This is a genomic window from Thalassospira alkalitolerans (genome assembly GCF_002115745.1).
Classification (GTDB): Bacteria; Pseudomonadota; Alphaproteobacteria; order Rhodospirillales; family Thalassospiraceae; genus Thalassospira; species Thalassospira alkalitolerans.
Window position 1 is genome coordinate 87,861 of record NZ_JFKB01000005.1, and the last position, 26,612, is coordinate 114,472.

The following is a 26,612-nucleotide window of genomic DNA, read 5'->3' on the forward strand; positions in this document are numbered from 1 at the left end:
GGTCCTTGTTGTCGAGAGACAAAAAAACCGATGCCATGCACCGGTTTTTTTGGATGTAGAATTTCTGATTGCCTAAACGTCGATGTCTTCGACGAAGCGGGCGTGTTCCTGAATGAACTGGAACCGAAGTTCCGGTTTTTTGCCCATCAGGCGATTGACCAAATCTTTGGTTTGATCGCGCGCATCGGGTTCGGCGGCATCGGGCAGGCAGACGCGCAGCAAGGTGCGTTTTTTCGGTGCCATTGTTGTTTCACGCAATTGCGGCGGCGGCATTTCGCCCAGACCTTTAAAGCGTGAAATTTCGGCTTTTTGGCTGCGTTTGAACTCGGTATCGAGCAGTTCTTCTTTTTCGGCGTCATCCATCGCATAAATGCTTTTGCCGCCCTGGGTAATCCGGTAAAGCGGCGGCATCGCCAGATAGAGATTGCCGTTTTCAATCAGCGGCGTCATTTCCTGATAGAAGAAAGTCATCAGCAGCGATGCGATATGCGCGCCATCGACGTCTGCATCGGTCATGATGATGACGCGTTCATAGCGCAGATCGGCAATGCGGAAATCGGACCCGGAACCGCAGCCAAAGGCTTCGATCATGTCCTTGATTTCCTGATTGGCCATCATTTTTTCGCGCGTCGCAGAGGCGACGTTGAGGATTTTACCGCGCAGCGGCAAAACAGCCTGTGTTTCACGGTCACGTGCCTGTTTGGCAGAACCACCAGCAGAATCCCCTTCGACCAGGAAGATTTCAGTGCCAGCCGCGATGGAACGCGAACAATCGGCAAGCTTACCCGGAAGACGCAGACGACGTGTTGCCGATTGACGTTTGGTTTCTTTCTTTTCCTTGTTGCGACGGCGTTCTTCGGCGCGGAAAATGATGCTTTCAAGCAAACGCTTGGCGTTTTCCGTGTCCCCGGTCAGCCAGTGATCAAAATGGTCACGCACAGCGGTTTCAACCAGTTTGGTTGCCGATGCGGTGCCAAGTTTTTCTTTGGTCTGGCCTTGGAATTGCGGATCGGAAATAAACACCGACAGCATGATACAGCCGCCACCAAAGACGTCTTCGGCGGTGATGGATGCGGCCTTTTTCTGGCCGACCATATCGCCATAGGATTTGATCGCTTTGGTCAGGGCATAGCGGAAACCGGCTTCGTGCGTGCCGCCAAGCGGGGTCGGGACGGTGTTACAATAGGAATGGAAATAACCTTCGCCGCCATTGGGCCAGGCAATTGCCCATTCAACCCGTCCGGTGCTTTCGGCAAATTTGGCTTCGCCCGCGAACGGACGTTCGGTTACCAGATCACGACCTTCGATGGTCATATTCAGGTAATCCAGAATCCCGTTGGGGAATTTCAGGACTTCGTTCTGCGGGGTCGGGTCATCGCTGGTAAGCAGGATTGGATCGACCGACCAGCGGATTTCAACGCCCTTGAACAGATAGGCCTTGGACCGCGCCATGCGGAAAATGGTCGCTGGTTTCAGTTTGGCCCGGTTGCCGAAGATTTCGGGATCGGGGCGGAAAATGACCGTGGTGCCGCGACGGTTGCTAACCGCACCGCCGTCTTGCAACGGACCCAGCGGGGTACCCTTGGAATATTCCTGAAACACCAGTTTGCGATCACGTGCGACTTCGACACGGAATTTGTCGGTCAGCGCGTTCACCACCGACATACCCACCCCGTGCAAACCGCCCGAGGTTTCATATGACTTGCCCGAGAATTTACCCCCCGAATGCAGCGTCGTCAGAATGACTTCGAGTGCTGATTTGTCAGGGAATTTCGGATGTGGATCGGTTGGAATACCGCGCCCGTTATCGCGCACCATGACGGTGTTGTCGGGCCGGAGTTCCAGCTCGATCCAGTCGGCATAGCCGGCGACGGCCTCATCCATCGAGTTATCGAGAATCTCGGCAACCAGGTGATGCAATGCGGCATCATCCGTGCCCCCGATATACATACCAGGGCGGCGGCGCACAGGCTCCAAGCCTTCGAGAACTTCAATATCCTTGGCGGAATAGTCGTTGGAGGTCGATTGGTTTGATTCTTCGAAAAGGTCGGTCATGCCCCGGAACGCAACTTCTTTTATTGTGTTAAAACAAGGTCCAACACCGAATCTCTGTTGATCGATTTTACGGGGTTGGATGCCTTAAGACTTAACGAGTATCATATGTCGTTTGATACGGCCCATAAAAATGTTTTTTGGCTTCAAATACAAGCGGTGGTCTTGAGTGGGGATCACTATTTTGTTGTGGCAATGCGAAAAACGGTACTGAAAGCCGTGATAAGAACCGTGACCGGGAGGTCCAAAAATAATATAGGCCCGCAGAAATGATGTGGCCCAGACAGGAGTAAGTCTGATGGTGAATGAGAGCGATAACACACATAACAGCGATAACACCATGCCGCGTGGTGATATGTGCACCCGGACCCTTGCCATGCCCGCCGACACCAATCCAAGTGGCGATATTTTCGGTGGCTGGCTGATGTCGCAGATGGATATCGCGGGCGGGGTGATGGCAAGCCAGATTGCCGAGGGCCGCGTTGCGACGATTGCGGTTGATGCCATGACGTTTCATCGCCCGGTCTATGTCGGCGATGTTGTCTGCGTTTACGGCGATATCGAACGGATCGGCAATACATCGATGGTGCTGCATCTTGAAAGCTGGGTGCTGCGCCGTAATCAGCCGCCGCGCATCAAAGTGACCGAGGCGACCTTTACCTTTGTCGCGATCGATGCCGAAGGCCGCCCGCGCCCGGTGCGCAAGGATGAAGCCAGCGTTTAAAAACACCAGATAGTTTCAGGAGCCCCGCCATGAAATCCAAGCCGATGGTAAATGTTATTTTTGCAATTGTGATGCTGGCAGGCGGGGCTTTTAATTCGTTTGCACAGGCGGGTGAGGCCGATGCGGTTGGTGTATCGGTAACGCGTGATAGCCAGAACACATATCGGTTTTCAGTGATGGTCGCCCATGACGATAGCGGCTGGGATCATTATGCCGATGCCTGGCAGGTGATCGGGCGGGAGGGAGCCATTCTGGGGCAACGTATCCTTGCCCATCCCCATGAAAACGAACAGCCCTTTACCCGATCATTGTCCGGTGTGGAAATACCCAGCAATATCGAAAGTGTTACCATCCGCGCTCGTGATCTTGTGCACGGCTTTGGCGGAGCGGAGATGGTTGTTCGTCTGCCCGGTGTAGTCGGGGATACGGTAAAACAGCAGTAATGCAAAAGGCAGCGAAATTTCGCTGCCTTTTGCGCGAATGCCCCTGCGGTTTATACCCAAGGGCAAAGGGGATGGCGGTGCGTTACCATTCTTGCTGTGTCGGCATGATGAACAATTCTGCCAGATCAACGTGTGCCGGTGCCTGAAGGGCATAAAGAAGGGCATCTGCGATATCCTCGCCTTCAAGGAAGGTCATCTGTTTGCGCAGGTCTTCCATTTGCTGACGCAGGGCGAGGTCGCTGATCTGTTCGAACAGTTCGGTTGATACGGCACCCGGCTGGATGCAGGTTACGCGGATATTGTGCTTGTTCCCGACTTCCATGCGCAGACCGTCCGAAAAGGCGGTTACGGCATGTTTGGTTGCGCAATATACAGTCAGGCCCTTGAATACCTTGCGCCCCGCAATCGAAGAGGTGTTGAAGACATGGCCCGACTTTTGTTTGATCATGTGAGGCAGGGCTGCGGCGGTGGTATTTAGCAATCCCTTTAGGTTCACATCGACCATGCGATGCCATTCATCTGTCTTGAATGTATCAATATCAGAAAGTGGCATCAGGCCCGCATTGTTGAACAGGATATCGATGGTTCCATGCGCCTCGACCAGCCGGGCGACACCGGTTTCAACCGCATCAGGATTGATCACATCCATCTCGATGGCCATGGCTTTGCCACCATCGGCCTCGATCTGATTTTTCAATTCGTTCAGACGATCCATGCGACGGGCGGCGATGCCGACGGTTACACCGGTCTGTGCCAGCTTGCGGGCAGTTGCGGCGCCAATGCCACTTGAGGCACCGGTGATCAAGGCAACTTTACCTTCAATATTGGTCATTTTCAGGCTCCTGTTTCAAAGATTGAACCCGTCGGAACCATAAGGCGGTTCACCGGGGGCTTTCGACAGGAAGAACCTTAATGCCAGGGGATGTTCTTATCTTTTGGGGGATTGCGAAAACTATCGCGATATTGCGCAAATTTTCTTTGCGGATAAGGGGAAAACTAATCCCGCCGGTATTCCCGTGGTGACAGGCCTGTTTCGCGTTTGAAAACCTGTGAAAAATGACCGGGGCTTTCATAGCCAACGGCAAGGGCGATTTCGAGGATGCTCATATTCGTTTCCAGCAAAAGCTGTTGGGCTTTTGCCATCTTTTGGTGGATGAAATATTGCGAGGGAGAAGTACCCGCTGATTTCTTGAACAGGCGGCTAAAGTGATAGGTGCTTGAACCGGCTTCGCGGGCGCATTTTCCGAGATCAAATTTCTCGTCCAGATGGGTTTCCATATATGCCTGTACCCGGCGCAGTTTGAACGCGGGCAGTCTGGGGCCATCGGCGGGTTTGCGTGTGTCGGTTTGTGCGTATTTACGGATCAGGTGAACGGCCAGACTTTGGGCGATGCCCTGAATGTACAAATGGTTTTCCGGCTGTGGGGCTTGAATCTCCTGATTTATCAGGTGTAGCAACTGTGAAATCGTTTCATCGTGTGCGCCCGAAATATCGGGAAGGGTGACATGGCTTTTTCCCTGTCCCAGCAGATCGCGGGCAACGGTTTTAATCAGCGGAATGGACAGGTAAACATGCATCACCTGAAAGGGCTGATCGCCATGTGATTCCCAGCGCATTTCATAGGGGGCAGGAGATTGGGTCAGGAAGAAATCACCAACCCGGACATCGGTCGACATCCATTTACCGCCCAGCTCGCGTTCTTCGACGGTTGCGGCACCATTGATGACCCAGACGATCATCGGTTCGGCGACCGATGGCACAAGGAATGGTGCCTTGACCTTTTGATGTGAAAATATCTGGATATAGACATCTTTCCATGCCGCATTGTTGCCGCCCAGAAGGCTGTGCGTTTGCATGAAACGTTCCAGTCCTTCGGGCGATGTGCGAGCCGGAAGGTCGCTTTCTTTTGCCGGGGCAGGGACGGAGGAATACGTCATCTATGTATACCCGTGATCTTGTTTGTTGCTTTGGCGAGGTGGAGATGGTCGTGCGCCTGCCCGATGTGGTCGGGAATACGGTAAAGCATCCGTAATGAAAAAGGCAGCGATGTGACGCTGCCTTTGGGGATTGAGGCGCGGCCGGCGCAGGCGCCGGACGTTTAAACCGTCCAGCATTCCTTCGCCACGCGCAGGAAGTTTTCACCCATGATTTTATCGACATCGTCGGGGGTATAGCCTTCGACGATCAGGGCGTCGGCAAGAGCGGGGAGTTTTTTCGGATCAAACACCGCCGCACCGCCCGCGCCGGGGCCATATCCGCGATGGGCGGGCCAGTAATAGGCGCGGTCTATGCCATCGGGGAAGTCATCGGTGCCCGGAACACTTGGCATGGTATCAAGACCGATGCCAACATGATCAATCCCGACCAGTTTCACCGCATAGTCGATATGGCGGATCATGTCGGGGACTTCGGGCGCATTGGGGGACTTGATGAAACGCTGAAAGCCGCAAATGCCGATGACGCCGCCGGTATCGGCACAGGCTTTGATCTGCTCATCATCAACGCAGCGTTCATGACCGCCCAGGACCTTTGGGTTGGCGTGGCTAAACACGACAGGTTTGGTCGAGACCTTCATGATATCAAGGCTGCTTTGGCGCCCGGTATGCGAGCAATCCATGATCATGCCGCCCGCATTGGTCGCCTTGACCATTTCCCGGCCCAGATCGGTCAGCGGGATATCGGTATCGTGGCAGCCGCCTGCGACCGAATTATTGCGGTTATAGGCAAAGTGGATCTGGGTGACGCCAAGCTTGGCAAAGACCGGGATCATTTCGGGCATGTCTTGCAACATTACCGATCCTTCAAGATCAAAGCCAACGCCGAGCAAGCCCTTGGACTTGGCGATTGCTAAATCATCAAAGCATTCAATCTGCATGTATTTATCTGGATGGGCGGCGATCTTGGCGCGGAAGGAGGCGATCACGCGCATGATATGGGCTATGGAATTCATATCCATGCCGACATTCACACAGACATAATCAACATCGCCCGCAATATAATTGTCGAGCAGGCTGATCGGGGTTTTGACATCCAGCGGCAAACAGGCATGGGCATCCCAGATAAAGCCGGGACGATGACGGGTATTGGCCGTCGGGGCGGGGGCGGTGGTGACGTTCATCGGGGCGATGTCCTTTTGGTTTTGGTGCCGTTAATCCCAGTCAACGAAGCTGTCGACCACAGCGCGGTCATAACCCGCAGCCGCCTTGTAAAGCTGCTGAGAGTAGGGATGGTCAAGTTTGCCTTCGGCAAGCTGGGTGGCGGTGGCGCGTTCGACGATGCGGCCATGGTTCATGATGGCAATATCGTCGCACATATGGGCAACTACGGCCAGATCGTGACTGACCATGATATAGGTCAGGCCCAGATCATGGCGCAAGCGCGTCAGAAGGTTAAGCACTTCGGCCTGGATCGACACATCAAGCGCCGAGGTTGGTTCATCAAGCAGCAGGATTTTTGGTTCCAGAATAAGCGCGCGTGCAATCGCAACGCGCTGGCGCTGACCACCGGAAAGCTGATGCGGGTAGCGGAACCGGAAGGAATTATCCAACCCGACCTGATTAAGGGCTTCGACTACGCGGGCATCGGAATTACCAAGCCCGTGAATATTGACCGGTTCGGTCAGGATGCGGTCGATGGTGTGACGCGGATGCAGGGAGCCGAACGGGTCCTGAAATACCATTTGTGCCAAGCGGTAAAACGCCTTGTCGCGGGTGCCGGTCAGTTCCTTGTTGTTGACCAGAATGTTGCCTTCCCAGTCATCTACAAGGCCGGTTACGGTACGCAGCACGGTCGATTTGCCCGAACCCGATTCGCCGACCAGCCCGAACGACCCATTGGCCGGGACCGAAATATCGACGTCTTTAAGCACGTGGTTGTCATCAAACCACGCGTTGAGTTTGCTGATATCAATCATGGCATTCATTTTCTATGCCTCCGCCCAGCTTGCTTCGCGGGTCAGGACCGGTAATTCGGCGTGGTTCCCGTCCATTTTTGGCAGGCAGTTCAGAAGGCCCTTTGTATAGGGGTGTTTGGCCTGATCGAGTTCGGATGCCCGGATTTCTTCGACCACGAGGCCCTGATACATCACCAGTACCCGGTCGCAGAAGCTTGAGACCAGTTGCAGATCGTGACTGATGAACACCAGCGCCATGCCGCGTTCACGTACCAGATCGTCAAGGATCGCCATCACTTGAAGCTGAACCGTGACATCAAGGGCCGATGTTGGTTCATCGGCAATCAGGATTTCGGGATCGGGGATCAGCATCATGGCAATCATGACACGTTGGCCCATGCCGCCCGATACTTCGTGCGGATAGGCATTGAACACGCGTTCCGGATCGCGGATTTTCACCGATTCAAGCATTTCAATCGCGCGGCGCTTGGCTTCTTTTGCGTTGACCTTGTGGTGTTCGCGGTAAGCCTCGATGATTTGATCGCCGATGGTCATCACCGGGTTCAGCGAGTATTTCGGGTCCTGCATGATCATGGAAATACGTGCACCGCGCACCTTGCGCCATGCACGTGGTGTCAAATTGCGCAGGTCAAGATCGTGGAACTGCATCTGATCAGCGGTGATTTTGCCGTTTGGCGCGGTCAGGCCCAAAATGGCGCGCCCGGTCTGGGATTTACCGGACCCGGATTCGCCAACAATGCCAAGCCGTTCCCGGCCAAGATCAAAGGAAACACCGCGCACCGCATTGACCGGCCCTTTTGGGGTGGAAAATGTGATGGCAAGGTTTTTGACCGATAGAAGGGGTTCGTTACTCATATTCAATCCCTTTTAATCCCCGCCACGCGGATCAAGTACATCGCGCAGGCCATCGCCCAGCAGGTTAAAGCCAAGACTGACAACAAAGATCGCAATGCCCGGCACGGTCGATACCCACCACTGATCAAGCAGGAACTGACGGCCATCCGATACCATAGCGCCCCATTCAGGCATCGGCGGTTGTGCGCCAAGACCAAGGAAACCAAGACCGGCCGCAATCAGGATCATCCCCGCCATATCAAGGGTGACACGGACGACCAGCGAACTGACGCACATTGGCATGATATGACCGATAATCAGTCCCCGGTTCGATACACCTTGTAAACGGGCAGCATCGATATAATCAGATTTGCGCACGGTGATGGTTTCCGCCCGTGCAATACGCGCATAGGGCGGCCAGGCGGTAATCGCAATCGCCAGAATCGCGTTTTCAATGCCCGGTCCAAGTGCCGAGACAAAGGCCAGTGCCAGGATCAGTTTCGGAAAAGCCAGAAAGATATCGGTGACGCGCATCAGAACAGCATCAACCCAGCCGCCAAAGAACCCCGCAGCCGTCCCGACCAGAAGGCCGACAGGGGCGGCGGTAATGGCGACAAGACCGACAATCAAAAGGGTGTATTGTGCGCCGTAAATCAGACGGGACAGAATATCACGGCCCAACTGATCGGTACCAAACCAGTGTTCGGCACCGGGCGGCTGGATACGGTTAGCCAGATCGGCAGCCAATGGATCATAGGGGGCCAGAAGCGGGGCGAAAATCGTCACAAGGATCAAGCCCATCACAATTGACAGCCCGATCATGGCAAGCTTGTTTTCCGTCAGTTTCAGCCAGCCCAGCCATGTACGGCCGCATTTGGCCTGAAAGCGTGATTGCGGCGTGTCCGAGGTTAGCCATTGCATCAGGCCCGGTTTGACGGTGGTGGTGTGTGAATTCATTTAATTTATCTCCGGGCTCTGGGATCAAGAACGCGATAGAGCACATCGGAAAGCATATTGACCCCGATAAACACCGCCCCCACAACCACGGTGCCACCCAGAACCGCATTCATATCGGCATTGAGCAGCGAATTGGTGATGTAAAGGCCAAGTCCCGGCCAGGCAAAGATGATTTCAGTCAAAACCGATCCTTCGAGCAGGCTGGCATAGGACAGCGCGATCACGGTGATCAGCGGAACCATGACATTGCCCAGCGCATGGCGCCAGATGATGCGATGTTCGGAGATACCCTTGACCCGTGCTGTCAGGATGTATTCCTGGCTAAGCTGTTCAAGCATGAAGGAACGGGTCATGCGCGCAATATAAGCCAGCGAGAAATAGGCCAGGATCGATGCAGGCAGGATGATATGCGATACCGCATTCCAGAACAGGTCCATGTCGCCTTCGATCAAGGTGTCGACCAGCATTAGCCCTGTCGTCGGCTCGATGAAATCAAGATAAAATGAATCCAGTCGGCCTGGTCCGGCAACCCAGCCAAGCTTCATGTAAAAGACCAAAAGCCCCATCAGGCCCAGCCAGAAGATCGGCATGGAATGCCCCGCAAGGCCAAGGATGCGCACGATATGATCGGGCCATTTACCCTTGTTAATCGCGGCAAAGACACCGGCCGGAATGCCCAGCGAAACACCAATAATGGTCGCAAGCGTGGCCAGTTCCAGCGTGGCCGGGAAAACCCGTTTGATATCGTCAAGTACCGGGTTTGATGTCAGGACAGAACGCCCGAAATCACCCTGAAAAATATTGCTGATATAAAGGAAGAACTGTTTCCACAGGGGTAGGTTCAGGCCCATTTCCTCTTTGACGCGCTGATAGACAGCTTCGCTGGCATGATCGCCAACGGCGGCAAGCACGGGGTCAATCGGCAGGATGCGACCGATCAGGAAGGTGACCAGCAAAAGCCCGAGAAACGTAATGAGAAGTGAAAAAATAATACGGAGCACACTTGCGCCCGTACGGGAAAAGAGACGGGCGCGTTTGCGCCCGTCTCGTGCGTTCCGAGTAACGGCGAACATTCGACCGTTTTCTCCCTAGTCCTTGGTGATAAAGCGATAATAGTTGTTATCGAACGATGGGCCGAGGACGAAATTGTTCACATTCTTGCGCATGGATGCGATTTCGGTTTCCTGGAACATGATCACGAACGGACCGCTTTCGAGAACCTTTTTCTGAAGGTCTAAATACATTGCGGCACGTTTTTTATCATCGCGTTCAAGGGTTGCGGCATCGGTTTCAGCCGTCATTGCACCCGGGTTCCATGCATTACGCCATGCAAGCGGCTTTGCAGTTGCATCGTCGGCGTTATCAGGGTTCCAGGCAAAGGTGGATGCGTTGGTGTGCGGATCCTGATAATCCGGGCCCCAGCGACCAATATAGATATCGTGCTGACGGGCACGGTATTTGGTCAGGGTTTGTTTGCCATCGCCCGGAATGATTTCCAGATTGATGCCAGCCTGCGCCCAGGTTGCCTGGATCGACTGTGCCATCGCCATGATGGCGGTGGTGTTACGCGTATCCATGGTTACGCTGAAACCATCACCAAGACCGGCATCTGCCAGGATTGATTTGGCTTTTTCAACGTCAAGCGAATACGGGTTTTCGTTATAGGCGCCAAGGAAACCTTCGGGCAGGAATGCCTGATGGATTTGGGCGCGACCGGCCAAAATGGTTTTGGCAATACCGTCGTAATCGACAAGGTATTTAAGAGCTTCGCGGACTTCCGGCTTGGACAGATAATCGTTTTTCTGTGACAGGCCGAGATACCAAAGCGCGCCTTTACCCTTGGACAGGAATTTTACATCCGGGTTGCTTTCGATCGAAGCGATCTGATCGGCTTCGAGGTTACGCGCGATATCGATATCACCCTTTTGCAACAAAAGCTGCTGCGAGGCGGCTTCTTTGACGTTGCGGATGATGACGCGTTTCATTGCCGGTGCGCCGTCCCAGTAATCTTCGTTTGCCGTCAGGCTAAGGCTTTCGCCTGCGGTCCATTTGTTCAGCGCGAACGGCCCGGAACCGGCATAGTTGGTGGTCAGCCATTCATGGCCAAGGTCACCGTCTTTTTCATGGGCAAGGACTTCTTCCTTGTCGATAACGGCACCGACGCCTGCGGTCAGGCAATACAGCACGAAGCTTGGTGCATACGGTTTATCGACTTCCATGACGAGTGTGGAAGAATCGGTTGCACGGATCTTGTCCTTGACGTTTTCCGGGGTAAAGCCGAACTGGCCAAGGATAAAGGCCGGAGACTGATCCAGCAGGATCACGCGTTGCAGCGAGAAGGCGGCATCTTCGGCGGTCAGATCATTGCCCGAGGCAAATTTGATCCCGTCGCGAATCTTGAAGGTAAAGGTTTTGCCGTCTTCGGAGACATCCCAGCTTGTCGCGATGACGCCGTACATTTTCGACACGTCGTCGTTGTCGAAACCAATCAGACGGTCATAGGTGTTACCGGCATATTCCGCGCCCGAGAATTCGAAAATCTGGGCGGGGTCGAGTGTGATGATGTCATCAATAGCAAACGCCATGACAAGTGCATTTTTCGGCGTTTCGGCCATGGCAGCCATTGACGTGGTAACCAGTGCGGTTCCCATAACCAGCCCTGCGATCAGTTTGCGCATTTTGCGCCTCCCGTTATGTTGTTGTTGAATCCGTGGGCCTGATTTCAGTGGGGCGGCCCGCGTGATCTTGGGCCAGAACTTCGTCCCGGAAATATGGACCGGTTTGACAGTGTTTTGGTAACACGTCTAACTGGGCGCGACACGTCGGGTGAAGTGCCCCGAAGGATCCATATTTCCAGAACGAAGCTCTGGAACCCCCGAAGCGAAGCATAAATTATACGATTAATCAATGACCAGACGGTCAGGAATGCCCAAAAAACACGCAAGATACTGTGTGGTATCGGGCGAGTTCACGTATTGGTTGCGCATTAAGGTGCTTGGGGCGTGTTTTGAGTGCGCAGGGAGGTGTCAGGGGGGGGCGAGCACAGTGGTACCGTTACGGCACATGATGACACGGTGAAAGATGGCGCGACGTGTTTAGGAGGAAATCGCAGGGGGAGAGGGCCTGATTTCAGGCACAAAAAAAGCCGCTTATCAAAGCGACTTTCCGTACTCTTTAAGAAGAGTGGCGCGAGTGACGGGACTTGAACCCGCGGCCTCCGGCGTGACAGGCCGGCGCTCTAACCAACTGAGCTACACCCGCTTGGTGTGGCGCGGTTTATATAAGGGGAGGTTCGGTCTGGCAAGGGCTTTTTTTCAAAAAAATGAACCTGTTTTGCCCTTGATCGGATCGTATTTGTCAAAGCCGTTGAAAACCGGGTTCGGCTGTTGGCGTCGGGGCGGTGAATAAACAGGAAATTGTGCCAGCCGAACCGGACGGGGCATGGGGTGTTTTGCCGTGGTGACGGGGATGAAAAGTTTGGATGGGAATGAGTGATTTAACTTCACGGCGTGGCGCGCTGGACAGCACAGGGGCAGGTTGAAGCAATGCTGGCTAAAATCGGAAACAAAAAAAACGCCAACGGCGAACCGTGGCGTCTTTTTTTGAACTTTCCATTAGGTGGAAAGTGGCGCGAGTGACGGGACTTGAACCCGCGGCCTCCGGCGTGACAGGCCGGCGCTCTAACCAACTGAGCTACACCCGCTCGGTGTGTGGCGCGGTTTCTAACAGCAGGTCCGAGGGGGCGCAAGACCTTTTTGCCCTGCTGGGGTACTTTTTTGGCTGCAACCATGCCGCAGACACCATGGCGCGTTTTGGGTCGCGCCAAATGTACCCCAAAGGTGGTGTTGGAGGGGGCGGGGCCGGAGAGGCATAGGGATCAGAGGTTGCCATATTGAGGGCTGGTTGGGGATGCGTGGGGCTGCCTTAGGGTGAGTTGGTGGTGGGTTATCCCTTTAACGTATTGCCAGAGCGTTGCTGCCATGTTGATCGCGTTCATGGTGTTTGATGCTGATCAAAGTTCCTACCTGCGGGCGTATGTAAAGCTTTGGGACGGTACGAAGCTGCTGCTAGCTGTTATTTTACCGCTGTTGCCGATTGAAGGCGCGGGTGGACCAAATGGGGATGGACAGGCAGAGCGGGGCAGTAAACGCTGGGGGCGCGATGTGACCGATACAATCCTTGCCGTTCTGGACGAGATTGAAGCAGGCCTTGCTGCGCGACTTGATAATTGTGTGCCAGGGGATGATGCGCCGGATTATATGTGGGAAAATAAGGTGGCCGACCTTCGAATGTTGCGCTGTCTTGTCTTGCTTTGGAGCGGGCAGAGCGCGGCATTGAGCAGCGAGAACGAGGATGTTCGGCAATGGGTGATGGGACGTCTGCCCGCCGTGATCGAGCGATTGGACCGGATTGATGCCAAGATCGCCCGTTTTGTTACCCACAGCGCTGTTACCCATAATATCGTCGATATGGTTGCCGGTCGTACGGTCAGTGTTGGCAATGTTGGTAACAATCTGGGCATTCGTGATCGACGGGGGTGCAGATATGCCAAAGTAATGTCTTCAGGTTTGCCCGATGACACCAATGTCGCGTGTTTTCATAAAAAGTAAGACTGTGAACGGCGAAGACCCTATTCGCGCGGGAGCTCGCAACGTTCGGACAGTTTGGACAGGGCGGCAACTGTGGCCTGTTCGACCGTGGTGCCAAAGCCTGTTACGCGACTGGCCAGAATGACATAGAGAGAGTCGATATGAAGCTGAATAACCAGTAGTTGCTTCATATTGGCCTTTGTCCGGTCCGCAACAAAGATTTCCAGTGATTTGGCGATTTGGGTCATCAGTGGATATTGAAACGTTCCGCCGAGCGACTTGACCGAATAGGCAAGGTCCGCACTATGTTCCAGCGCACCGGGAGACTTGGACAGGTCGCCAACAGCGGCAACCACGACTTTGCGGCAGTCGGTAAGTTCCTTGCCGATGTCGCGGACAAAGGTTTCCTTGCTGCGCTGAACGACTTGTTCCAGCTCTTCGAGCTGTTGGGGTGACAGGTTAATGTCGAAACCCTTGACGAAATTGACCGCACGCCGCTTCAGATCCATCTGAGGCGGTATGATTTGGGCCTTTTTTTTATTGGTTTTATTTTCAGGCGTCACGATTTCTCTGGTCCCCCAATCAAAATGGGTCATTTATCATCTGAGCTCCTTCTGTCGAGCCCGTCAAAATCAACCTGTCTGCGGCGACGATCCGGCCCAAAATAGGTGCCGGTGTTCACAAAATGCCGAGGGCGCGTGATTGCCGATACAAGCCGACTGTACAGTGCCTTGGCATTGAATGGTTTGGCAAGGAATTCTGTAATGCCGAGGTCGCGGGCCGTCGTAACATAGCGTTGTTCCGAATGTGCCGTAAGCATGATCACCGGTACAAAGCGGTTGGGTGAATTGATTGAGTTCCTGAGGACATCAAGGAATTCAAGACCATCCATTCCCTTAAGCCGCCATTCGGTGACGATGACATCAATCCTCTGGGTCCGCAAAACTTCAAACGCGTCGTTCGGTGATTTGACACGCTGAACGGCCGTCGCACCTAAGTAGGCGAGCGTATCAAAAACGACTTGGGCCGAAATCTTGTCGCCGTCTACGACCAGAAAACTGATTTTGCTGAAATCGATCTTTGCGCTCATCCGGCCTTACTATCCTGTGCGTCGCCACGATCCTGATCCTTGTTGTCTTTCAGGACCTTATCTTTCGTGAAGATCGTACTGTCACGGTACTAAATTCTTATACCTTTGTCTGAGTTGCAGCAAGACCAAAGCAGTCAGTTATTGCCATGCAAATCTGACAAATACTGACTTTTTCTGAGTTCTGGCCCCGTGCGGGAAGTGAACAAATGGCAGTTATGCTCTTTTTTGTTCGTGCTCGTACCTCGACAGAGCCCCGTATATTGGGGGTGCCCTTGGAATTAAAAGGGGCCGCTGCGAAGTATCTGACATGACAAGGGGAAAGCTTAGGAAAGCGGTTCGGTGCTGCCTTCGTCGTCAATGACCTGAACTGCAACGCCGGCCTCGCCGAACATCTCGGTCGAGATTGTCATGTCTTGTTGCCAGCGTTCAAGGAAGTCCGGGGTCAGTTTGCTCTTATCGACAAAGACCTCGGCGATGCCAGCCTGAATAATGGCGCGCGCGCAATCACAACATGGAAAATGGGTGACATAAAGGGCGCAGCCATCAAGCGATGTGCCGGTGTAGCTGGCGTTATAAATCGCATTGCGTTCAGCATGTTCGGTATAGGCGTATTTTTCAGGGCGTTGATGGCGGCTTTCGATCGTGTCGTCGACACCGCGCGGGAACCCGTTATAGCCAACGGCACGGATTTCCTTTTTTGGGCCGATGACAACCGCACCAACCTGGGTGCTGCGGTCTTTTGACCACTGCGCGATATGGGATGCCAGTCCCAGGAAGCGATGATGCCATTTGCTCATTTAGCCGGACCCTGATTTGTGTATGTGGTGTGGTTGTCAAATGCGATTGCCCGGACAGGCCGTGAGGCAAGGGCATTTGATGCTGCACTGCTTCTTTAAAGGAGTGCCCGCTTGTAATTGTCCAGAGAAAAATCACATTATTGTAAAGGCATTAAACGAAAAGTCCCTGTTCAAATAGGGGCTGATTGACTATTAAGGGGATACCCCCAGATAAAAATCAGGACGTCTCGACGCCTCGCCGGGAAATCATGGCCGACGCGAAGAGCACTAATGGAAACCTAATAACAAGAGGTAATAGCCGATGCGCCGACAACGTAAGGCGAAGATCATCGCAACCCTGGGGCCGGCGAGTTCGCATCCGGATACTCTGGAAACGATCGTAAGAGCGGGTGTTGATGTATTCCGGCTGAATTTCTCGCATGGTGAACATGCCGAGCATCAGGCGCGCTTTGAAACAATCCGCGAAGTCGAAGCCAAGCTTGGCCGCCCTATTGGCGTGCTGATGGATTTGCAAGGCCCGAAAATTCGCTGCGGCACCTTTGCCGACGAAAAGATCGAACTTGAAGCCGGTGCGAAATTCCATTTTGATATGGATAAAACACCAGGTGATACGAACCGTGTCTCATTGCCTCATCCGGAAGTTTTTGCGGCCCTTAAACCGGGTGCGAATCTTTTGCTTGATGACGGCAAGTTGCGGATGCGTGTTGATAAATGTGACGCCAAATCGGCAGAATGCACCGTTATAACCGGTGGACCGCTGTCGAACCGCAAGGGTGTCAATCTTCCCGATGTTATGCTGCCGATGTCGCCGTTGACGGACAAGGATCGCGTCGATCTGGATTATGGTCTTGAGATGGGCGTTGATTTCGTTGCGCTTTCCTTTGTCCAGCGTCCTGAAGACGTTGCCGAAGCGCGCAAGATCATCAATGGCCGTGCGGCGATTGTGTCGAAGCTTGAAAAGCCGCAAGCGATTGAGCATCTCGACGAAATCGTGGCACTTTCGGATATCATCATGGTGGCACGAGGCGACCTTGGTGTTGAATGCCCGCCAGAAGATGTGCCGATCCTGCAAAAGCGAATCATCAGGGCATGTCGCGAAGCCGGTAAGCCGGTAATTGTTGCCACCCAGATGCTGGATTCGATGGTGACAAACCCGGCCCCGACACGTGCCGAGGCATCCGACGTTGCAACCGCCATTTATGACGGTGCCGATGCGGTGATGTTGTCTGCCGAAAGTGCGGTTGGTAAATATCCGATTGAAACGGTCAGCATTATGGACCGGATCATGGTCCGGGTGGAGCAGGACGACCTTTATTATCGTATGCGCGATGCCAATCGTCCCGATCCGGAACACAACTCGCCGGATGCCATTAGTGCGGCGGCCCGTCAGGTGGCAGGGACAATTGGTGCCAAGGCGGTTGTGACCTACACCACGTCGGGGTCGACATCGCTTCGTGCGGCACGTGAACGTCCGGAAGTTCCGATTCTTGGATTGACGCCGAAAATCCAGACGGCACGTCGTATGACGTTGTGCTGGGGTGTGCATGCGGTATTCACCCGTGATGCGACCAACTTTGCCGAGATGGTCGGTATTGCCTGTGAAGTTGCCAAGCGTGAAGAATTCGCGGCAACCGGTGATTCGCTGGTGATTACCGCTGGTGTGCCGTTTGGGACGCCCGGCGCGACCAATATCCTGCGCATTGCGTGGTTGACGGCGAAAGATTAAACGTTTCAAAGCGTTGTGAAATCAGACGGGTGGCAAATTGCTGCCCGTCTTTTTTTGTGCTGATTTTAAGGGCCTCTGGCAGCTGCGCGACAAACTGCGGATAGGCGATTGTATTGTTAATGTTTTTTTGAGTGTTTACCCCGATAGTCAAAGTGTCATGACAGATGCCTTTGTGTCTTTTGGATATGAGGAAAGGTCATGATCATGAGTTTAAAAGCTTTTTGGCTCTTGTGGTGTTGTTTGGGGTTGGTTGCTTTGCTATAAGCACTCAAAGACCAAATAAAAAACGTTGGTGTCGCAAGGGGTTGGCGCCAATATGCCGTAAGGCACGGGACAGGGGAATTACTGCGATAATGCTGAACTGGATGTTCAATCGGCAGAAATCGAAGGATGACGGCGGGCTTGATGACAAGTCGGCAGCAAAACTTCGTGATTTGGCTGAGACGGTCCGCAGCATCGCGCCCGACGAGTTTGGCGCGAACGAGCAGGTGTCTTCGCGTTCCGGGCGTATCCCGCGCAGAAAACAATCTGATATCCCATCCGCCCAAAGCGGACTTGATTACGCCGCACGTCTTTCGGCCGATCTGGTTGATGATGATGATGACGAAGAAGACGGTCAGCCGGATTTTGACAGCGACGTTCGTATGGATGTTGCGCGCCGCCTGCGCCGCCATCTGAGCGAGCTTAGCCCGTCTGAGCGACTTGATATGGTCGAAGAATTCGTGGCTGCGATCGGCAATATGGCCGATTGTTATCGCCCGCAGGTAATTGCCCTGATCGAACAGGAACTAAGCCACACACCGTATATGACGCGTCAGGCTGCAATGCGCCTGCGTCAGGATATTGCGGCGATTGGCCGGGTGTCGTTGGGTGAATATGTTGAACTTCTAAGCGATGCGGACTTTCTTGATATTTTGCGCGGGCGCGGTGAATTTGTTCAGACTGCTTCTGAGAAGGCCGATGCCAAACAGGAAGCCGCTGCGCAGGCCCGCCTTGCACGGGATCGTGCAGAAAAGGAAAAGGGCGGGCTGCTTAACCGTTTCCTGGCTTCGGACGACGCGCCGCGAAATGTTGTGGCGATGACGCCGCAATTTGGCGCCAAAAGGCCCGCATCGGATAAAACGCCGCTTGGCGAGATGCGAGATGGTCGAAACAAGATTTCCCGTCAGGCACAGCGCCGCATTGCACATTTCATTCTGGCATCGTTGTTTGACACATTGGTTGAGCAAGGCCGGATGCGGGCCGAGGTGGCACGCGCCATGCGCCAGTCGGTGCGTCAGCGCATCGAAAAAGCCAAGCTTGAAAACCGCATTCCGACACGCATGGCAAGCGTTCCATCAGACAGTGATATTGAAGATGCGATGCATGGTGAGGACGCCGATCCGGCGGGAACATCCGAACCGGTTACCATTGACCAATATGTTCTTGATGCGCTGTCGCGGAATGAAGATGCGCTTGTGGTTCAGGGATTGGCCCATTATGCGCAGATGCCAGCCGCCATTGTTTCCAAGATTCTTGATTCGGGCAGCGCCCGCGCCATTACCGCATTGGCATGGCGCGCAGGCATGACAGCCCCGTCGGCCATTGTCCTGCAAATGAGTGCCGCAATCCCCGAAGAAAACATTGAACGTCCGGCTGCGGGCGGGCGTTATGCCATGGCCGCGACGGATATGGATTGGTATATCGATTTCTTTAACGAGCTTCAGCCATCCGGTCCGCGTGGGCGTGCGGCTGGTGGGGCGTCGGCTGCTGGCGTTGCCGGTGGTGGCGGGGCCGTCAGTAACACTGCGTCGCGCAGTTCCGACCAACCGGTGCGCACGCGCCGACAGGTGGATGATCGACCCCAGGGGCCGAAGGGAGAATAAACGGGATGTGCAAGGATCTCGGGATCTCCTATGACGGGCTGAAATATGCCCTTTCGATCAAGGATAATTATCGCAGTGGCGAACCGCTGACCGTTACCGGAGCGGGCGCACAGCAGCGTCTTTTGATGCCGGAACATCTGCTGAGCAACGATCTGGCTTTGCTGCAGTATGATGATCCACTGGCACTTGCCGTGATTGCGACCAAAGACCCGGAAAGCCCGATGGCCTTGGCCGCTGCAATCCGTATGGGACCGCACGCTAAATGCAAGGAACTGATTACCGGCGTTTTCGAAGTCGTTTCAGATGCGACCAAGCATGAACTGGTTGCTGATTGCGCCAAACTTCTGTCACGCAACGCGTTTAGTCCGGAAGCGTTCCAGCTGGTTCGCAACCGTGCCTCTAATCATGTTGTTGAAATTCGCGAAGCCTATCGCCGGGCGATGGCGGGCAACTTACGCGCGCTTTTAGATGGCAAGATGGCAGCGCGTGAATTTGTCGAGGAATTCATCGAGCTGGCATCGCATGGTAATCTGCGTATCGAGATCTATCGCCGTCTGGTGATGAAACTGATGCGGTCCGATGCGGTGCGGCCAAGCGTGAAATTCATGTTGCTTGAGCGTCTGGACAAATTCCCGCAGATGGTCAAATTGCAGATTGTTAACGAAGTTAACTCTGCCCCGGAGACACCGGAATACCAGACCCTGAAGCAGGAACTGCGCTGGATCTATGAAAGCAAGGCCCGAGCAAAAACCACCGAGCCTGCGACGGAAACATCGAAAAACTGGTTTGATGGTTCATCATTGGATTATGGGACCGCAGCGGGTTTGCAGAGCCGCAACGCGATCATTAAACCACAGCAACCGACCCTGAAACGGGCCAACGTTCCGTCGATGATGTCGAGTGGTGGTTTTAGCACACGTGAAATTTCATCCTGGCTGAATTGATCCGCCCTGGGGCAGCACCAAGACGTGCATTTGGCCTCTGTATGATTAGCCTGACCGGTAAACCCGGCCCATTAACCCGCCAGACGATTGGCGGGTTTTGTTGTTTGGGCCGCCAATGTGTTTGTGGCCTGATTTTCCAGATAGACGGTACAGACGACGCGCAAAAGTGATGCGAAATTGGGAATGTCGCCACGTTGGCTGACAACTTCGTCATGCAGTTTGCCAAGGAATTGCGGGGTGCTGAACCCTTCACCGGCGGCAATTTCATCAAGGATTTGCCAGAACCGCTGTTCAAGCCGGACACTGGTAACCACGCCATTGATGCGGATCGAGCGACTGATGGATTGATAAAGTTCGGGATTGGTGCCGGAATAGATCTGACACATGACGACGACCTCTCCTGTTGGTGCCACCGGCGATGATACGCCGGTGGTCGTTACAGGGGTATGGTCCGGCATCTGGCCGATAAACGCAATCGGTGATTGCGTTTGCAGTGTCAAAGTGCGGCTAGAGCGTGATCTCGGTGCCGAGCAGTGTCAGGAACCCGGCCAGCCATTTAGGATGGGCAGGCCATGCCGGTGCTGTGACCAGATTGCCGTCAATACAGGCATCGTCGATCGCGATTTCAGCATAGGTGCCGCCGGCAAGGCGGACTTCGGGTGCGCAGGCCGGATAGGCCGATACCCGCCGATCTTTCAGGATATCCGCAGCGGCAAGAATTTGTGCGCCATGGCAAACCGCAGCAATCGGTTTATCGGCATCGTTAAAATCGCGGACCAAACGAATGACGTATTCGTTCAGGCGCAGATATTCCGGTGCGCGGCCGCCCGGGATCAGAAGGGCGTCGTAGTCTTCGACGCGGGCCTTGGCGAAATCAGCATTCAGCGTAAAGTTGTGGCCACGCTTTTCGCTATAGGTCTGATCACCTTCAAAATCGTGAATGGCAGTGGCGACCATATCACCGGCTTTTTTGTCGGGGCAGACGGCATCAACCGAATGGCCAACCGCAAGCAGAGTCTGGAACGGCACCATGGTTTCATAGTCTTCGGTATAGTCACCGACGATCATCAGAATTTTCTTTGCTGACATTTGTTTATCCTCCCGTTTGGTGTGGTCGGATAAGTATAGGGCAGGGTCGGGGGGGACGGGTAACAGCGGGCTACTACGGCGTGAATTCTGCTGTGACGGATGATGCGAAAGATTGGGGGAAAACCAAAAAAGGCGACCCGTTTGGGCCGCCTGTATCAGGTTAAATTTTTGTGACTGATCAGCTTTTTGGCGTGGCCGGTTTGGCAGCGGCCGGTTTTTTGGCTGCTGTTGTTTTAGTTGCCGTTTTGGTTGCTGTCGCACGGCTGCGGGGGGCGGGTTTTTTCGCCGGTGCCGCTTTGGCAGCAGAAGCAGATGATGCGATTTCCGCACCTTCGATGACATGCAGATCGCGCTGAGGGAAGGGAATAGAGAAACCGGCAGCTTCGAGTTCGGTTTTCGATTTGCGCGTCAGGTCAAAGAAGGTTGGCCAGTATTCCGAAGTGGTAACCCAGCCACGTGCTGTCAGATCGACCGAGCTTTCGCCAAGGGTGGCGACGAAGCTCATCGGTTCCGGATCTTTAAGGACGCGGGGGTCGCTGGCGACAAGTTTGGTCAGGAAATCAAGTGCGGCATCGACATCGTCGTCATAGGAAATCCCGACTTTGATATCGAGACGGCGTGTCGGATTGCGCGAATAGTTCTTGATCGAGCTGTTCCAGATTTGCGAGTTCGGGGCCGAGACATAAACCCCGTCTGGTGTTTTCAGAAGCGTGGTGAACAGAGTGATTTCAACGACCGTGCCGGAAATAGACCCGGCTTCGATGAACTCATCAACCTTTAGTGGGCGCAGGATCAGCATCATGACGCCCGCGGCAATGTTGGACAATGTGCCTTGCAGGGCCAGGCCAATGGCCAGGCCGGCGGCGCCGAGGACGGCGATGATGCTGGCGGTCTGGACGCCAAAGTTTGACAGGACAGCGATCAGGACAAAGATCAGGATCGTGTAACGCACGATGCTGGCGGCCAAGGGTTTGAGCGTCGAGTCGACGAACGTTGCGTTCTTAAGAGAGTGACGCACCAGTGCCGCGGCACGTCCCGCAACCCACCAACCGATAATCAGGATAACGATTGCGCCAAGCACATCCGCCCCAAACCCAAGGGCAAATGCCTTTAGCATTTCGGCAATTGTCGCCACATCTGTTTCCATAATTTAAACCTCGCTTGCTCAGTGTCAAAGTTGTAGTCTAATTACCCCATACTACAGTATGAGGTAATAGCATTACAGGTTTGTGTGGTCTTGAAAAGTGACGTCGGGGTACCACCTGAACCTAATGTCATGGAACATTTCGTGTTTTCGGTCGTTTTGCGACATAATATGACCATCATTGGTGATATTGTATGCTACTGAATAACAACCTTAATGATAGGGGCAAAAAACATGCAGCTTCGTCCGTCTCTTGTTTGTGCTATCGGGGGCGTCGCCCTTCTTAGCGCATGTAGCAGCGTCGACAATTCGGGTACTGCTATCGCATATGGTGGTAACCCTCTGACCTACAGCAGCTCTGTAAACAGTGCCGTTGGCGGTGCCGTGCCGACCACGGCATTTGGCAAATCGCTTAAAGCTGAATACATCGCTTACGCACAGCGTGAAGCCGATGAATGGTACGATTTCTTCGATGCCGATTTCTTTGCGAAGAAAGCTGGCAAAGTTGCTGAGAACGAAACCATTCTTCCGGAAGATCCTGCGAATTGGCGTTTCGACGCTGAAGAAGTCGCACAGAAACGCGCTGTTCGTGATGAACTGATTGCGCTTCTGGATGATGGAAAGCGTGAAGCAAAACCGGATACTGCCGCGATTGCGCAGGCCCGTTTTGATTGCTGGATCGAAGAAAGCGAAGAAGGCTGGCAGACTGAACTGATTAGCCAGTGCTGGAAAGATTTCGAAGCCGCAATGGCCGAGCTGAAAGCAGAAGAGCCGAAAGAAGCAATGGCACCGGCACCGGTTGCAGCTGCACCGCGCCTGTTCACCATCTTCTTTGACTTTGACAGCACAGCCATTACCCCGGTTTCCGAACGTGTTCTTGACGCCGCTGCACAGCAGTGGGCTTCAAGCATGAGCAACGTTACCGTCGTTGGCCACGCTGATGCGTCGGGTTCGTCGGCCTATAACTTGGGCCTGTCTGAACGTCGTGCTTCTTCGGCTCTGTCTGAGTTGACCAAACGTGGCATTAAAGGCGACATGGTCGATAGCGAAGCCGTTGGCGAAAGCGATCTGTTGATCCCGACTCCGGATGGTGTTCGTGAGCCGCGCAACCGTCGTGTAACGATCTCGATCGATTAAACTTCGGTCCTTTACCAAATCTTCGGCAACGAGGTGGCATCATGCCACCTCGTTGTTTTTTATGCATACTCGACTAAATGGGAGGTCGGGCTGCGTGAATAACAGTTGAATTTGCATTCAATCCACCTAATGTCTGCAGGATATTCGTACTGCAAAGGGAGATGCGGGGGAAAATGATCAGAACATTGTGCCGTTCATTGTGCGGTGCCGGTATTTTTGCGATGGCCGTTGTTGTCATGGCAGGAAGTCTGGCCCAGAGTAGTCAGGCTGCCGATAAAACTCCGCCCGTTCCGTTTGAGAAATTCTATGCCTCAGAGCGTGGTGATGGAAAATACCTTCGCTTTAACGCGTTCTCTGGCGAGATTCCCGGCAAACGTATCAAGGCGCTGTTGCGTTCAGGTCAGGTTGTTGGTGACCGTATTCTTCTTTCCGAAGACGTCGCCGTTTATTTCCCCGATGGTTACATTGTTCAGTCCCAGACTCGCTTTGGCAAATATATGCCGCGTCCGGGCCTGATTGCCGGGGCGGTCGCAAAATCCGATCATTTGGTGAAAAATCCGCGTTATGGCCTTGTTGCCAAGTTTGACCAAATCCTTGGCGCTGAATGTGCGCGTACTGAATATGCCAATGGGTTTGCCGCACTTCGGATTAAAACTGATGGTGTGATGTCACTGGTGATGGAGACTGCCGGGCTTTACGACCCGCTGGTTAAGGAAGATACCACCACTTATACGGTGACCAGTGCCGTTCAGCCGGTGTTCATCGGCAATCAGGGGCTTTTGCCCGATCTTATGAAAATGTGCGGTCGCGGCTAGATTATATTCCGCAGACGGCAATACAAAAAGGCACCGTTCGATTTGGCGGTGCCTTTTTGTTTGTGTATGTCAGCGCGTGGGTTGGGTTACGCGACTTTCCAACCCGGGGCAAACAGACGTGGAATTTCAATCGCGGGGCAGCGGTTCATGACAACGTCCAGCCCGGCTTCCTGTGCGCGTGTGGCGGCCGTAATATTGATCACGCCAAGCTGCATCCAGATGGATTTGGCGCCAATGGCGATGGCTTCGTCAATGACGCCGCCTGCGTCCTCGCTATTGCGGAAAATATCGACCATATCGACCGGTTCGGTGATGTCGGCAAGGGTGGCGACGACTTTTTGTCCGTGGATTTCACCACCCGCCTGACCGGGGTTGACCGGGATGACATGATAGCCCCGTGACAGCAAAAATTTCATTACGCCATTTGACGGGCGTTCGGGCTTGGGGCTGGCGCCGACCAATGCGATGGTTCGGGTGCGTTCAAGCAGCACTTTTGTCGCATTGTCGTTCGGATTGTTGAACTCGCTCATGTCGTCTGCCTTTGGTTTGCGATGTGCCGTTATCATGGCTGTATGATACATAAGACATTGTGATCGGGCAGCAATCTTCTGTGGTTTGTTTTTGGAATGCAGTGATGCCGGGAAACTCGCAAAAAGTTGATGGCAGATTTAACTGACGGCGCGGGAAAAAACGGTTTGAGTAACCCGGTTAAGCGTGAATTGGATTTCATGTGTCACGCTTGTTCCTGATCCTAGGTTTTGAAGGTCGCTTTATATGTATCCATGGTGTGATCCGTCCGGCAGGTTTTCCGTTTTCAAACTGACAGTGTTTGTTTTGTTGCTGGTGCCGGGGTGTTTCATCCTATGGCCGGTGATTGCTGGGGGCGGGGCGACCATTCCGGTCAAGGAAGCGATCCTTGAAAGCGGGGATTGGGCGATCCGGATGGTGTTGATATCGCTTTTGATCACGCCGCTGCGCCGGATGACACGGGCAAGTAAACTGGTTCAAATTCGGCGCCAGGTTGGTCTGGCAGCACTGGGGTATGGTTTAACGCATTTAATGCTTTATGCGCTGACCCAGTCTTGGGACGTGTTGCGGATTGCCAATGAAATTCTGGCACGTATTTACCTGACCATTGGCTTTGTCGCGTTGACCGGGCTTGTGATCCTTGGCGCGACCTCGACCAAATCGGCGATGCGCAAATTGGGTAAAAACTGGGCCCGTTTACACAAAGCCAGCTATGGCATTGGCGTTCTTGCCGCGGTGCATTTTTTCATGCAGTCCAAGATCGATGTTAGCGAGGCCACCCTGATGGCGGGGTTCTTTGTTGCTTTGATGTTGTACCGGGTTGCCCATGCGCGTGACTGGTCATTGCGATCCCCCTTGGTGCTGGTCATGGTCGCGGTTGTATCGGGCCTGATAACTGCCGGGATTGAATATGCTTGGTACGGGTTGGCAACCGGTGTGCCGCCATCGGCGGTTCTGGCGGCCAATTTTGAAGTCATGTGGCCATTGCGCCCGGCGTGGAATGTGCTTTTGACCGGGCTGTTTATGGCGGTTGTTAGCCTTTTCGGGCGCGATTCGATTGGCCGGGAATGGGTCGGCCAGATCGCATCGACCCTGTTTGTCAGACCGCGGCGCTCGCACGGCGGGTAAGGGCGGTCAGAAGACCGGCACCGATCATCACCGCGCCGCCAGCGCGTGTTAGGCGGCGCATGGTTTGCGGTTTGCGGAATTTTGCCCGGAGCGCACTGGCCATGATGGCCCAGATTGCAACATTGATGGCCGCCAGAATAACAAAGGTTGCCGTCATGATCACAAATTGCGGCAATACCGGCATCGATGCATTCACGAATTGCGGGACAAAGGCGATGAAAAATACAATGCCCTTTGGGTTCAGTGCGGTCACGATATAGGCCTGCAGGAACATGCGCGACGGCCGGTTGCGCTTGGCATCGGGGTTGTCTTCAAGCCTGCCGGGTTTTTCGCGCCACATCTTGATACCAAGATAAATCAGATATCCCGCCCCGCAGAGCTTCAAGACCGTAAAGGCATTTGCCGATGTCGCCAGAAGTGCGCCCGCCCCGGCAAGCGAAATGGTCATGGCGGTTAGATCCCCCAGGGCAACACCGGGCACGGTGGCCCATGCGGTTTGGCGACCCTTGCCCAAGGCATAGCTGACAACAAGCATGATGGTTGGGCCGGGAATGGCCAGAACGATAGTGCAGGCCAGCACAAAGGCCAGCCAGATTTCCAGTGTCATGATTGTTCTCCTGCCATGGAGTGTGGTGGGGGTGCTGTTGATGCCAGTGGCACCAATGGTGTTGTGACATTTTGCCGAAAACGAGGATGTACGTAAAGCGTGGTAATTGCGCAGATGGTGGCAAAGTGCGACGGGCGATTTGTGCGTCGATCTGCTGAGGTCGTGAAAATGCCAGCCCGGGGTGAGGGCGGGGCAAGTGTTCGATGCTAATGCACTGTTTCCTCTATCA

The 26,612-nt window shown here is 54.0% G+C and carries 26 protein-coding genes and 2 tRNA genes; 9 read left to right on the forward strand and 19 right to left on the reverse strand.

Annotated elements, in window-relative coordinates:
• Nucleotides 1-72: 72 nt before the first annotated feature.
• On the reverse strand, nt 73-2,055 hold the full coding sequence (gene parE, locus TALK_RS08615; protein ID WP_085617888.1) for a DNA topoisomerase IV subunit B: 1,983 nt from the start codon (nt 2,053-2,055) through the stop codon (nt 73-75).
• A 295-nt stretch (nt 2,056-2,350) separates the two neighbouring features.
• Here parE and TALK_RS08620 point away from each other — a divergent pair, with 295 nt between their 5' ends.
• The gene (locus TALK_RS08620) at nt 2,351-2,776 is read left to right on the forward strand and encodes an acyl-CoA thioesterase (protein WP_085617889.1); all 426 of its coding nucleotides are present in this window, start codon (nt 2,351-2,353) and stop codon (nt 2,774-2,776) included.
• Between the two features lie 29 nt (nt 2,777-2,805).
• Nucleotides 2,806-3,219, forward strand: a complete 414-nt coding sequence (locus tag TALK_RS08625) for a hypothetical protein (protein WP_211274786.1) — start codon at nt 2,806-2,808, stop codon at nt 3,217-3,219.
• An 82-nt stretch (nt 3,220-3,301) separates the two neighbouring features.
• On the opposite strand, the gene TALK_RS08630 is transcribed toward TALK_RS08625, so the two are convergent.
• The 10 genes from TALK_RS08630 to TALK_RS08675 all read right to left on the reverse strand — a co-directional run bounded on the left by TALK_RS08630 (nt 3,302) and on the right by TALK_RS08675 (nt 12,627).
• Nucleotides 3,302-4,051: an SDR family oxidoreductase gene (locus TALK_RS08630; RefSeq protein WP_085617891.1), complete on the reverse strand. Its 750-nt coding sequence runs from the start codon at nt 4,049-4,051 to the stop codon at nt 3,302-3,304.
• A 164-nt stretch (nt 4,052-4,215) separates the two neighbouring features.
• Nucleotides 4,216-5,157: a helix-turn-helix domain-containing protein gene (locus TALK_RS08635; RefSeq protein WP_085617893.1), complete on the reverse strand. Its 942-nt coding sequence runs from the start codon at nt 5,155-5,157 to the stop codon at nt 4,216-4,218.
• Between the two features lie 161 nt (nt 5,158-5,318).
• Complete coding sequence (locus TALK_RS08640; protein WP_085617895.1) at nt 5,319-6,338, reverse strand: dipeptidase; 1,020 nt, start codon at nt 6,336-6,338, stop codon at nt 5,319-5,321.
• A gap of 30 nt (nt 6,339-6,368) precedes the next feature.
• The gene (locus TALK_RS08645; RefSeq protein ID WP_085617896.1) at nt 6,369-7,142 is read right to left on the reverse strand and encodes an ABC transporter ATP-binding protein; all 774 of its coding nucleotides are present in this window, start codon (nt 7,140-7,142) and stop codon (nt 6,369-6,371) included.
• Between the two features lie 3 nt (nt 7,143-7,145).
• Complete coding sequence (locus TALK_RS08650) at nt 7,146-7,988, reverse strand: ABC transporter ATP-binding protein (RefSeq protein ID WP_085617898.1); 843 nt, start codon at nt 7,986-7,988, stop codon at nt 7,146-7,148.
• Between the two features lie 12 nt (nt 7,989-8,000).
• Nucleotides 8,001-8,924 carry a nickel transporter permease gene (nikC, locus tag TALK_RS08655; protein ID WP_085617900.1) on the reverse strand — a complete coding sequence of 308 codons (924 nt, stop codon included), beginning with the start codon at nt 8,922-8,924 and terminating at the stop codon, nt 8,001-8,003.
• 5 nt (nt 8,925-8,929) lie between these two features.
• Nucleotides 8,930-9,997, reverse strand: a complete 1,068-nt coding sequence (locus TALK_RS08660; RefSeq protein WP_085617902.1) for an ABC transporter permease — start codon at nt 9,995-9,997, stop codon at nt 8,930-8,932.
• A 15-nt stretch (nt 9,998-10,012) separates the two neighbouring features.
• Entirely contained in the window at nt 10,013-11,602 is a 1,590-nt protein-coding gene (locus TALK_RS08665; RefSeq protein ID WP_085617904.1) for an ABC transporter substrate-binding protein, read from the reverse strand.
• A 506-nt stretch (nt 11,603-12,108) separates the two neighbouring features.
• Nucleotides 12,109-12,185 (reverse strand) — tRNA-Asp (locus TALK_RS08670).
• A 365-nt stretch (nt 12,186-12,550) separates the two neighbouring features.
• Nucleotides 12,551-12,627, reverse strand: a tRNA-Asp gene (locus TALK_RS08675).
• Nucleotides 12,628-12,904: 277 nt separating this feature from the next.
• On the opposite strand from TALK_RS08675, the gene TALK_RS08680 reads away from it, so the two are divergent.
• The gene (locus tag TALK_RS08680; protein ID WP_085617906.1) at nt 12,905-13,534 is read left to right on the forward strand and encodes a hypothetical protein; all 630 of its coding nucleotides are present in this window, start codon (nt 12,905-12,907) and stop codon (nt 13,532-13,534) included.
• 20 nt (nt 13,535-13,554) lie between these two features.
• Here TALK_RS08680 and TALK_RS08685 read toward each other — a convergent pair whose 3' ends face one another.
• The 3 genes from TALK_RS08685 to TALK_RS08695 form a co-directional block, all read right to left on the reverse strand.
• Nucleotides 13,555-14,109: a transcriptional regulator gene (locus tag TALK_RS08685; RefSeq protein WP_085617908.1), complete on the reverse strand. Its 555-nt coding sequence runs from the start codon at nt 14,107-14,109 to the stop codon at nt 13,555-13,557.
• Entirely contained in the window at nt 14,106-14,603 is a 498-nt protein-coding gene (locus TALK_RS08690) for a response regulator (RefSeq protein ID WP_085617909.1), read from the reverse strand. The genes TALK_RS08685 and TALK_RS08690 overlap by 4 nt, the downstream gene beginning before the upstream one ends.
• 323 nt (nt 14,604-14,926) lie before the next feature.
• A complete protein-coding gene (locus TALK_RS08695; protein WP_085617911.1) occupies nt 14,927-15,400 on the reverse strand; it encodes a deoxycytidylate deaminase in 474 nt (157 codons plus the stop codon).
• A gap of 301 nt (nt 15,401-15,701) precedes the next feature.
• Here TALK_RS08695 and pyk point away from each other — a divergent pair, with 301 nt between their 5' ends.
• The 3 genes from pyk (at nt 15,702) to TALK_RS08710 (ending at nt 19,935) form a co-directional block, all read left to right on the forward strand.
• Complete coding sequence (pyk, locus tag TALK_RS08700) at nt 15,702-17,126, forward strand: pyruvate kinase (RefSeq protein WP_085617913.1); 1,425 nt, start codon at nt 15,702-15,704, stop codon at nt 17,124-17,126.
• A gap of 353 nt (nt 17,127-17,479) precedes the next feature.
• The gene (locus TALK_RS08705) at nt 17,480-18,991 is read left to right on the forward strand and encodes a DUF2336 domain-containing protein (protein WP_085617915.1); all 1,512 of its coding nucleotides are present in this window, start codon (nt 17,480-17,482) and stop codon (nt 18,989-18,991) included.
• 5 nt (nt 18,992-18,996) lie between these two features.
• Nucleotides 18,997-19,935: a hypothetical protein gene (locus TALK_RS08710; RefSeq protein ID WP_085617917.1), complete on the forward strand. Its 939-nt coding sequence runs from the start codon at nt 18,997-18,999 to the stop codon at nt 19,933-19,935.
• Nucleotides 19,936-20,006: 71 nt separating this feature from the next.
• On the opposite strand, the gene TALK_RS08715 is transcribed toward TALK_RS08710, so the two are convergent.
• From TALK_RS08715 to TALK_RS08725, 3 genes are all read right to left on the reverse strand, one after another.
• Entirely contained in the window at nt 20,007-20,321 is a 315-nt protein-coding gene (locus TALK_RS08715; RefSeq protein ID WP_085617919.1) for a ribbon-helix-helix domain-containing protein, read from the reverse strand.
• A 121-nt stretch (nt 20,322-20,442) separates the two neighbouring features.
• Entirely contained in the window at nt 20,443-21,024 is a 582-nt protein-coding gene (locus TALK_RS08720) for a DJ-1/PfpI family protein (protein ID WP_085617920.1), read from the reverse strand.
• A gap of 178 nt (nt 21,025-21,202) precedes the next feature.
• On the reverse strand, nt 21,203-22,171 hold the full coding sequence (locus tag TALK_RS08725) for a mechanosensitive ion channel family protein (protein ID WP_169714982.1): 969 nt from the start codon (nt 22,169-22,171) through the stop codon (nt 21,203-21,205).
• A 231-nt stretch (nt 22,172-22,402) separates the two neighbouring features.
• Here TALK_RS08725 and TALK_RS08730 point away from each other — a divergent pair, with 231 nt between their 5' ends.
• Together TALK_RS08730 and TALK_RS08735 are read left to right on the forward strand one after the other, a co-directional pair.
• A complete protein-coding gene (locus tag TALK_RS08730; protein WP_085617924.1) occupies nt 22,403-23,305 on the forward strand; it encodes an OmpA family protein in 903 nt (300 codons plus the stop codon).
• A gap of 173 nt (nt 23,306-23,478) precedes the next feature.
• Nucleotides 23,479-24,120, forward strand: coding sequence for a hypothetical protein (locus TALK_RS08735; protein WP_085618266.1), 642 nt, complete (start codon nt 23,479-23,481; stop codon nt 24,118-24,120).
• 86 nt (nt 24,121-24,206) lie between these two features.
• Here TALK_RS08735 and TALK_RS08740 read toward each other — a convergent pair whose 3' ends face one another.
• Nucleotides 24,207-24,650, reverse strand: a complete 444-nt coding sequence (locus tag TALK_RS08740; RefSeq protein WP_085618268.1) for a CoA-binding protein — start codon at nt 24,648-24,650, stop codon at nt 24,207-24,209.
• A 244-nt stretch (nt 24,651-24,894) separates the two neighbouring features.
• Between TALK_RS08740 and TALK_RS08745 the strand changes: the two genes are divergently transcribed.
• Nucleotides 24,895-25,776 carry a protein-methionine-sulfoxide reductase heme-binding subunit MsrQ gene (locus TALK_RS08745; RefSeq protein WP_085617926.1) on the forward strand — a complete coding sequence of 294 codons (882 nt, stop codon included), beginning with the start codon at nt 24,895-24,897 and terminating at the stop codon, nt 25,774-25,776.
• Here TALK_RS08745 and TALK_RS08750 read toward each other — a convergent pair.
• Nucleotides 25,748-26,383, reverse strand: coding sequence for a LysE family translocator (locus TALK_RS08750; protein WP_085617928.1), 636 nt, complete (start codon nt 26,381-26,383; stop codon nt 25,748-25,750). The genes TALK_RS08745 and TALK_RS08750 overlap by 29 nt on opposite strands.
• Nucleotides 26,384-26,612 lie beyond the last annotated feature (229 nt).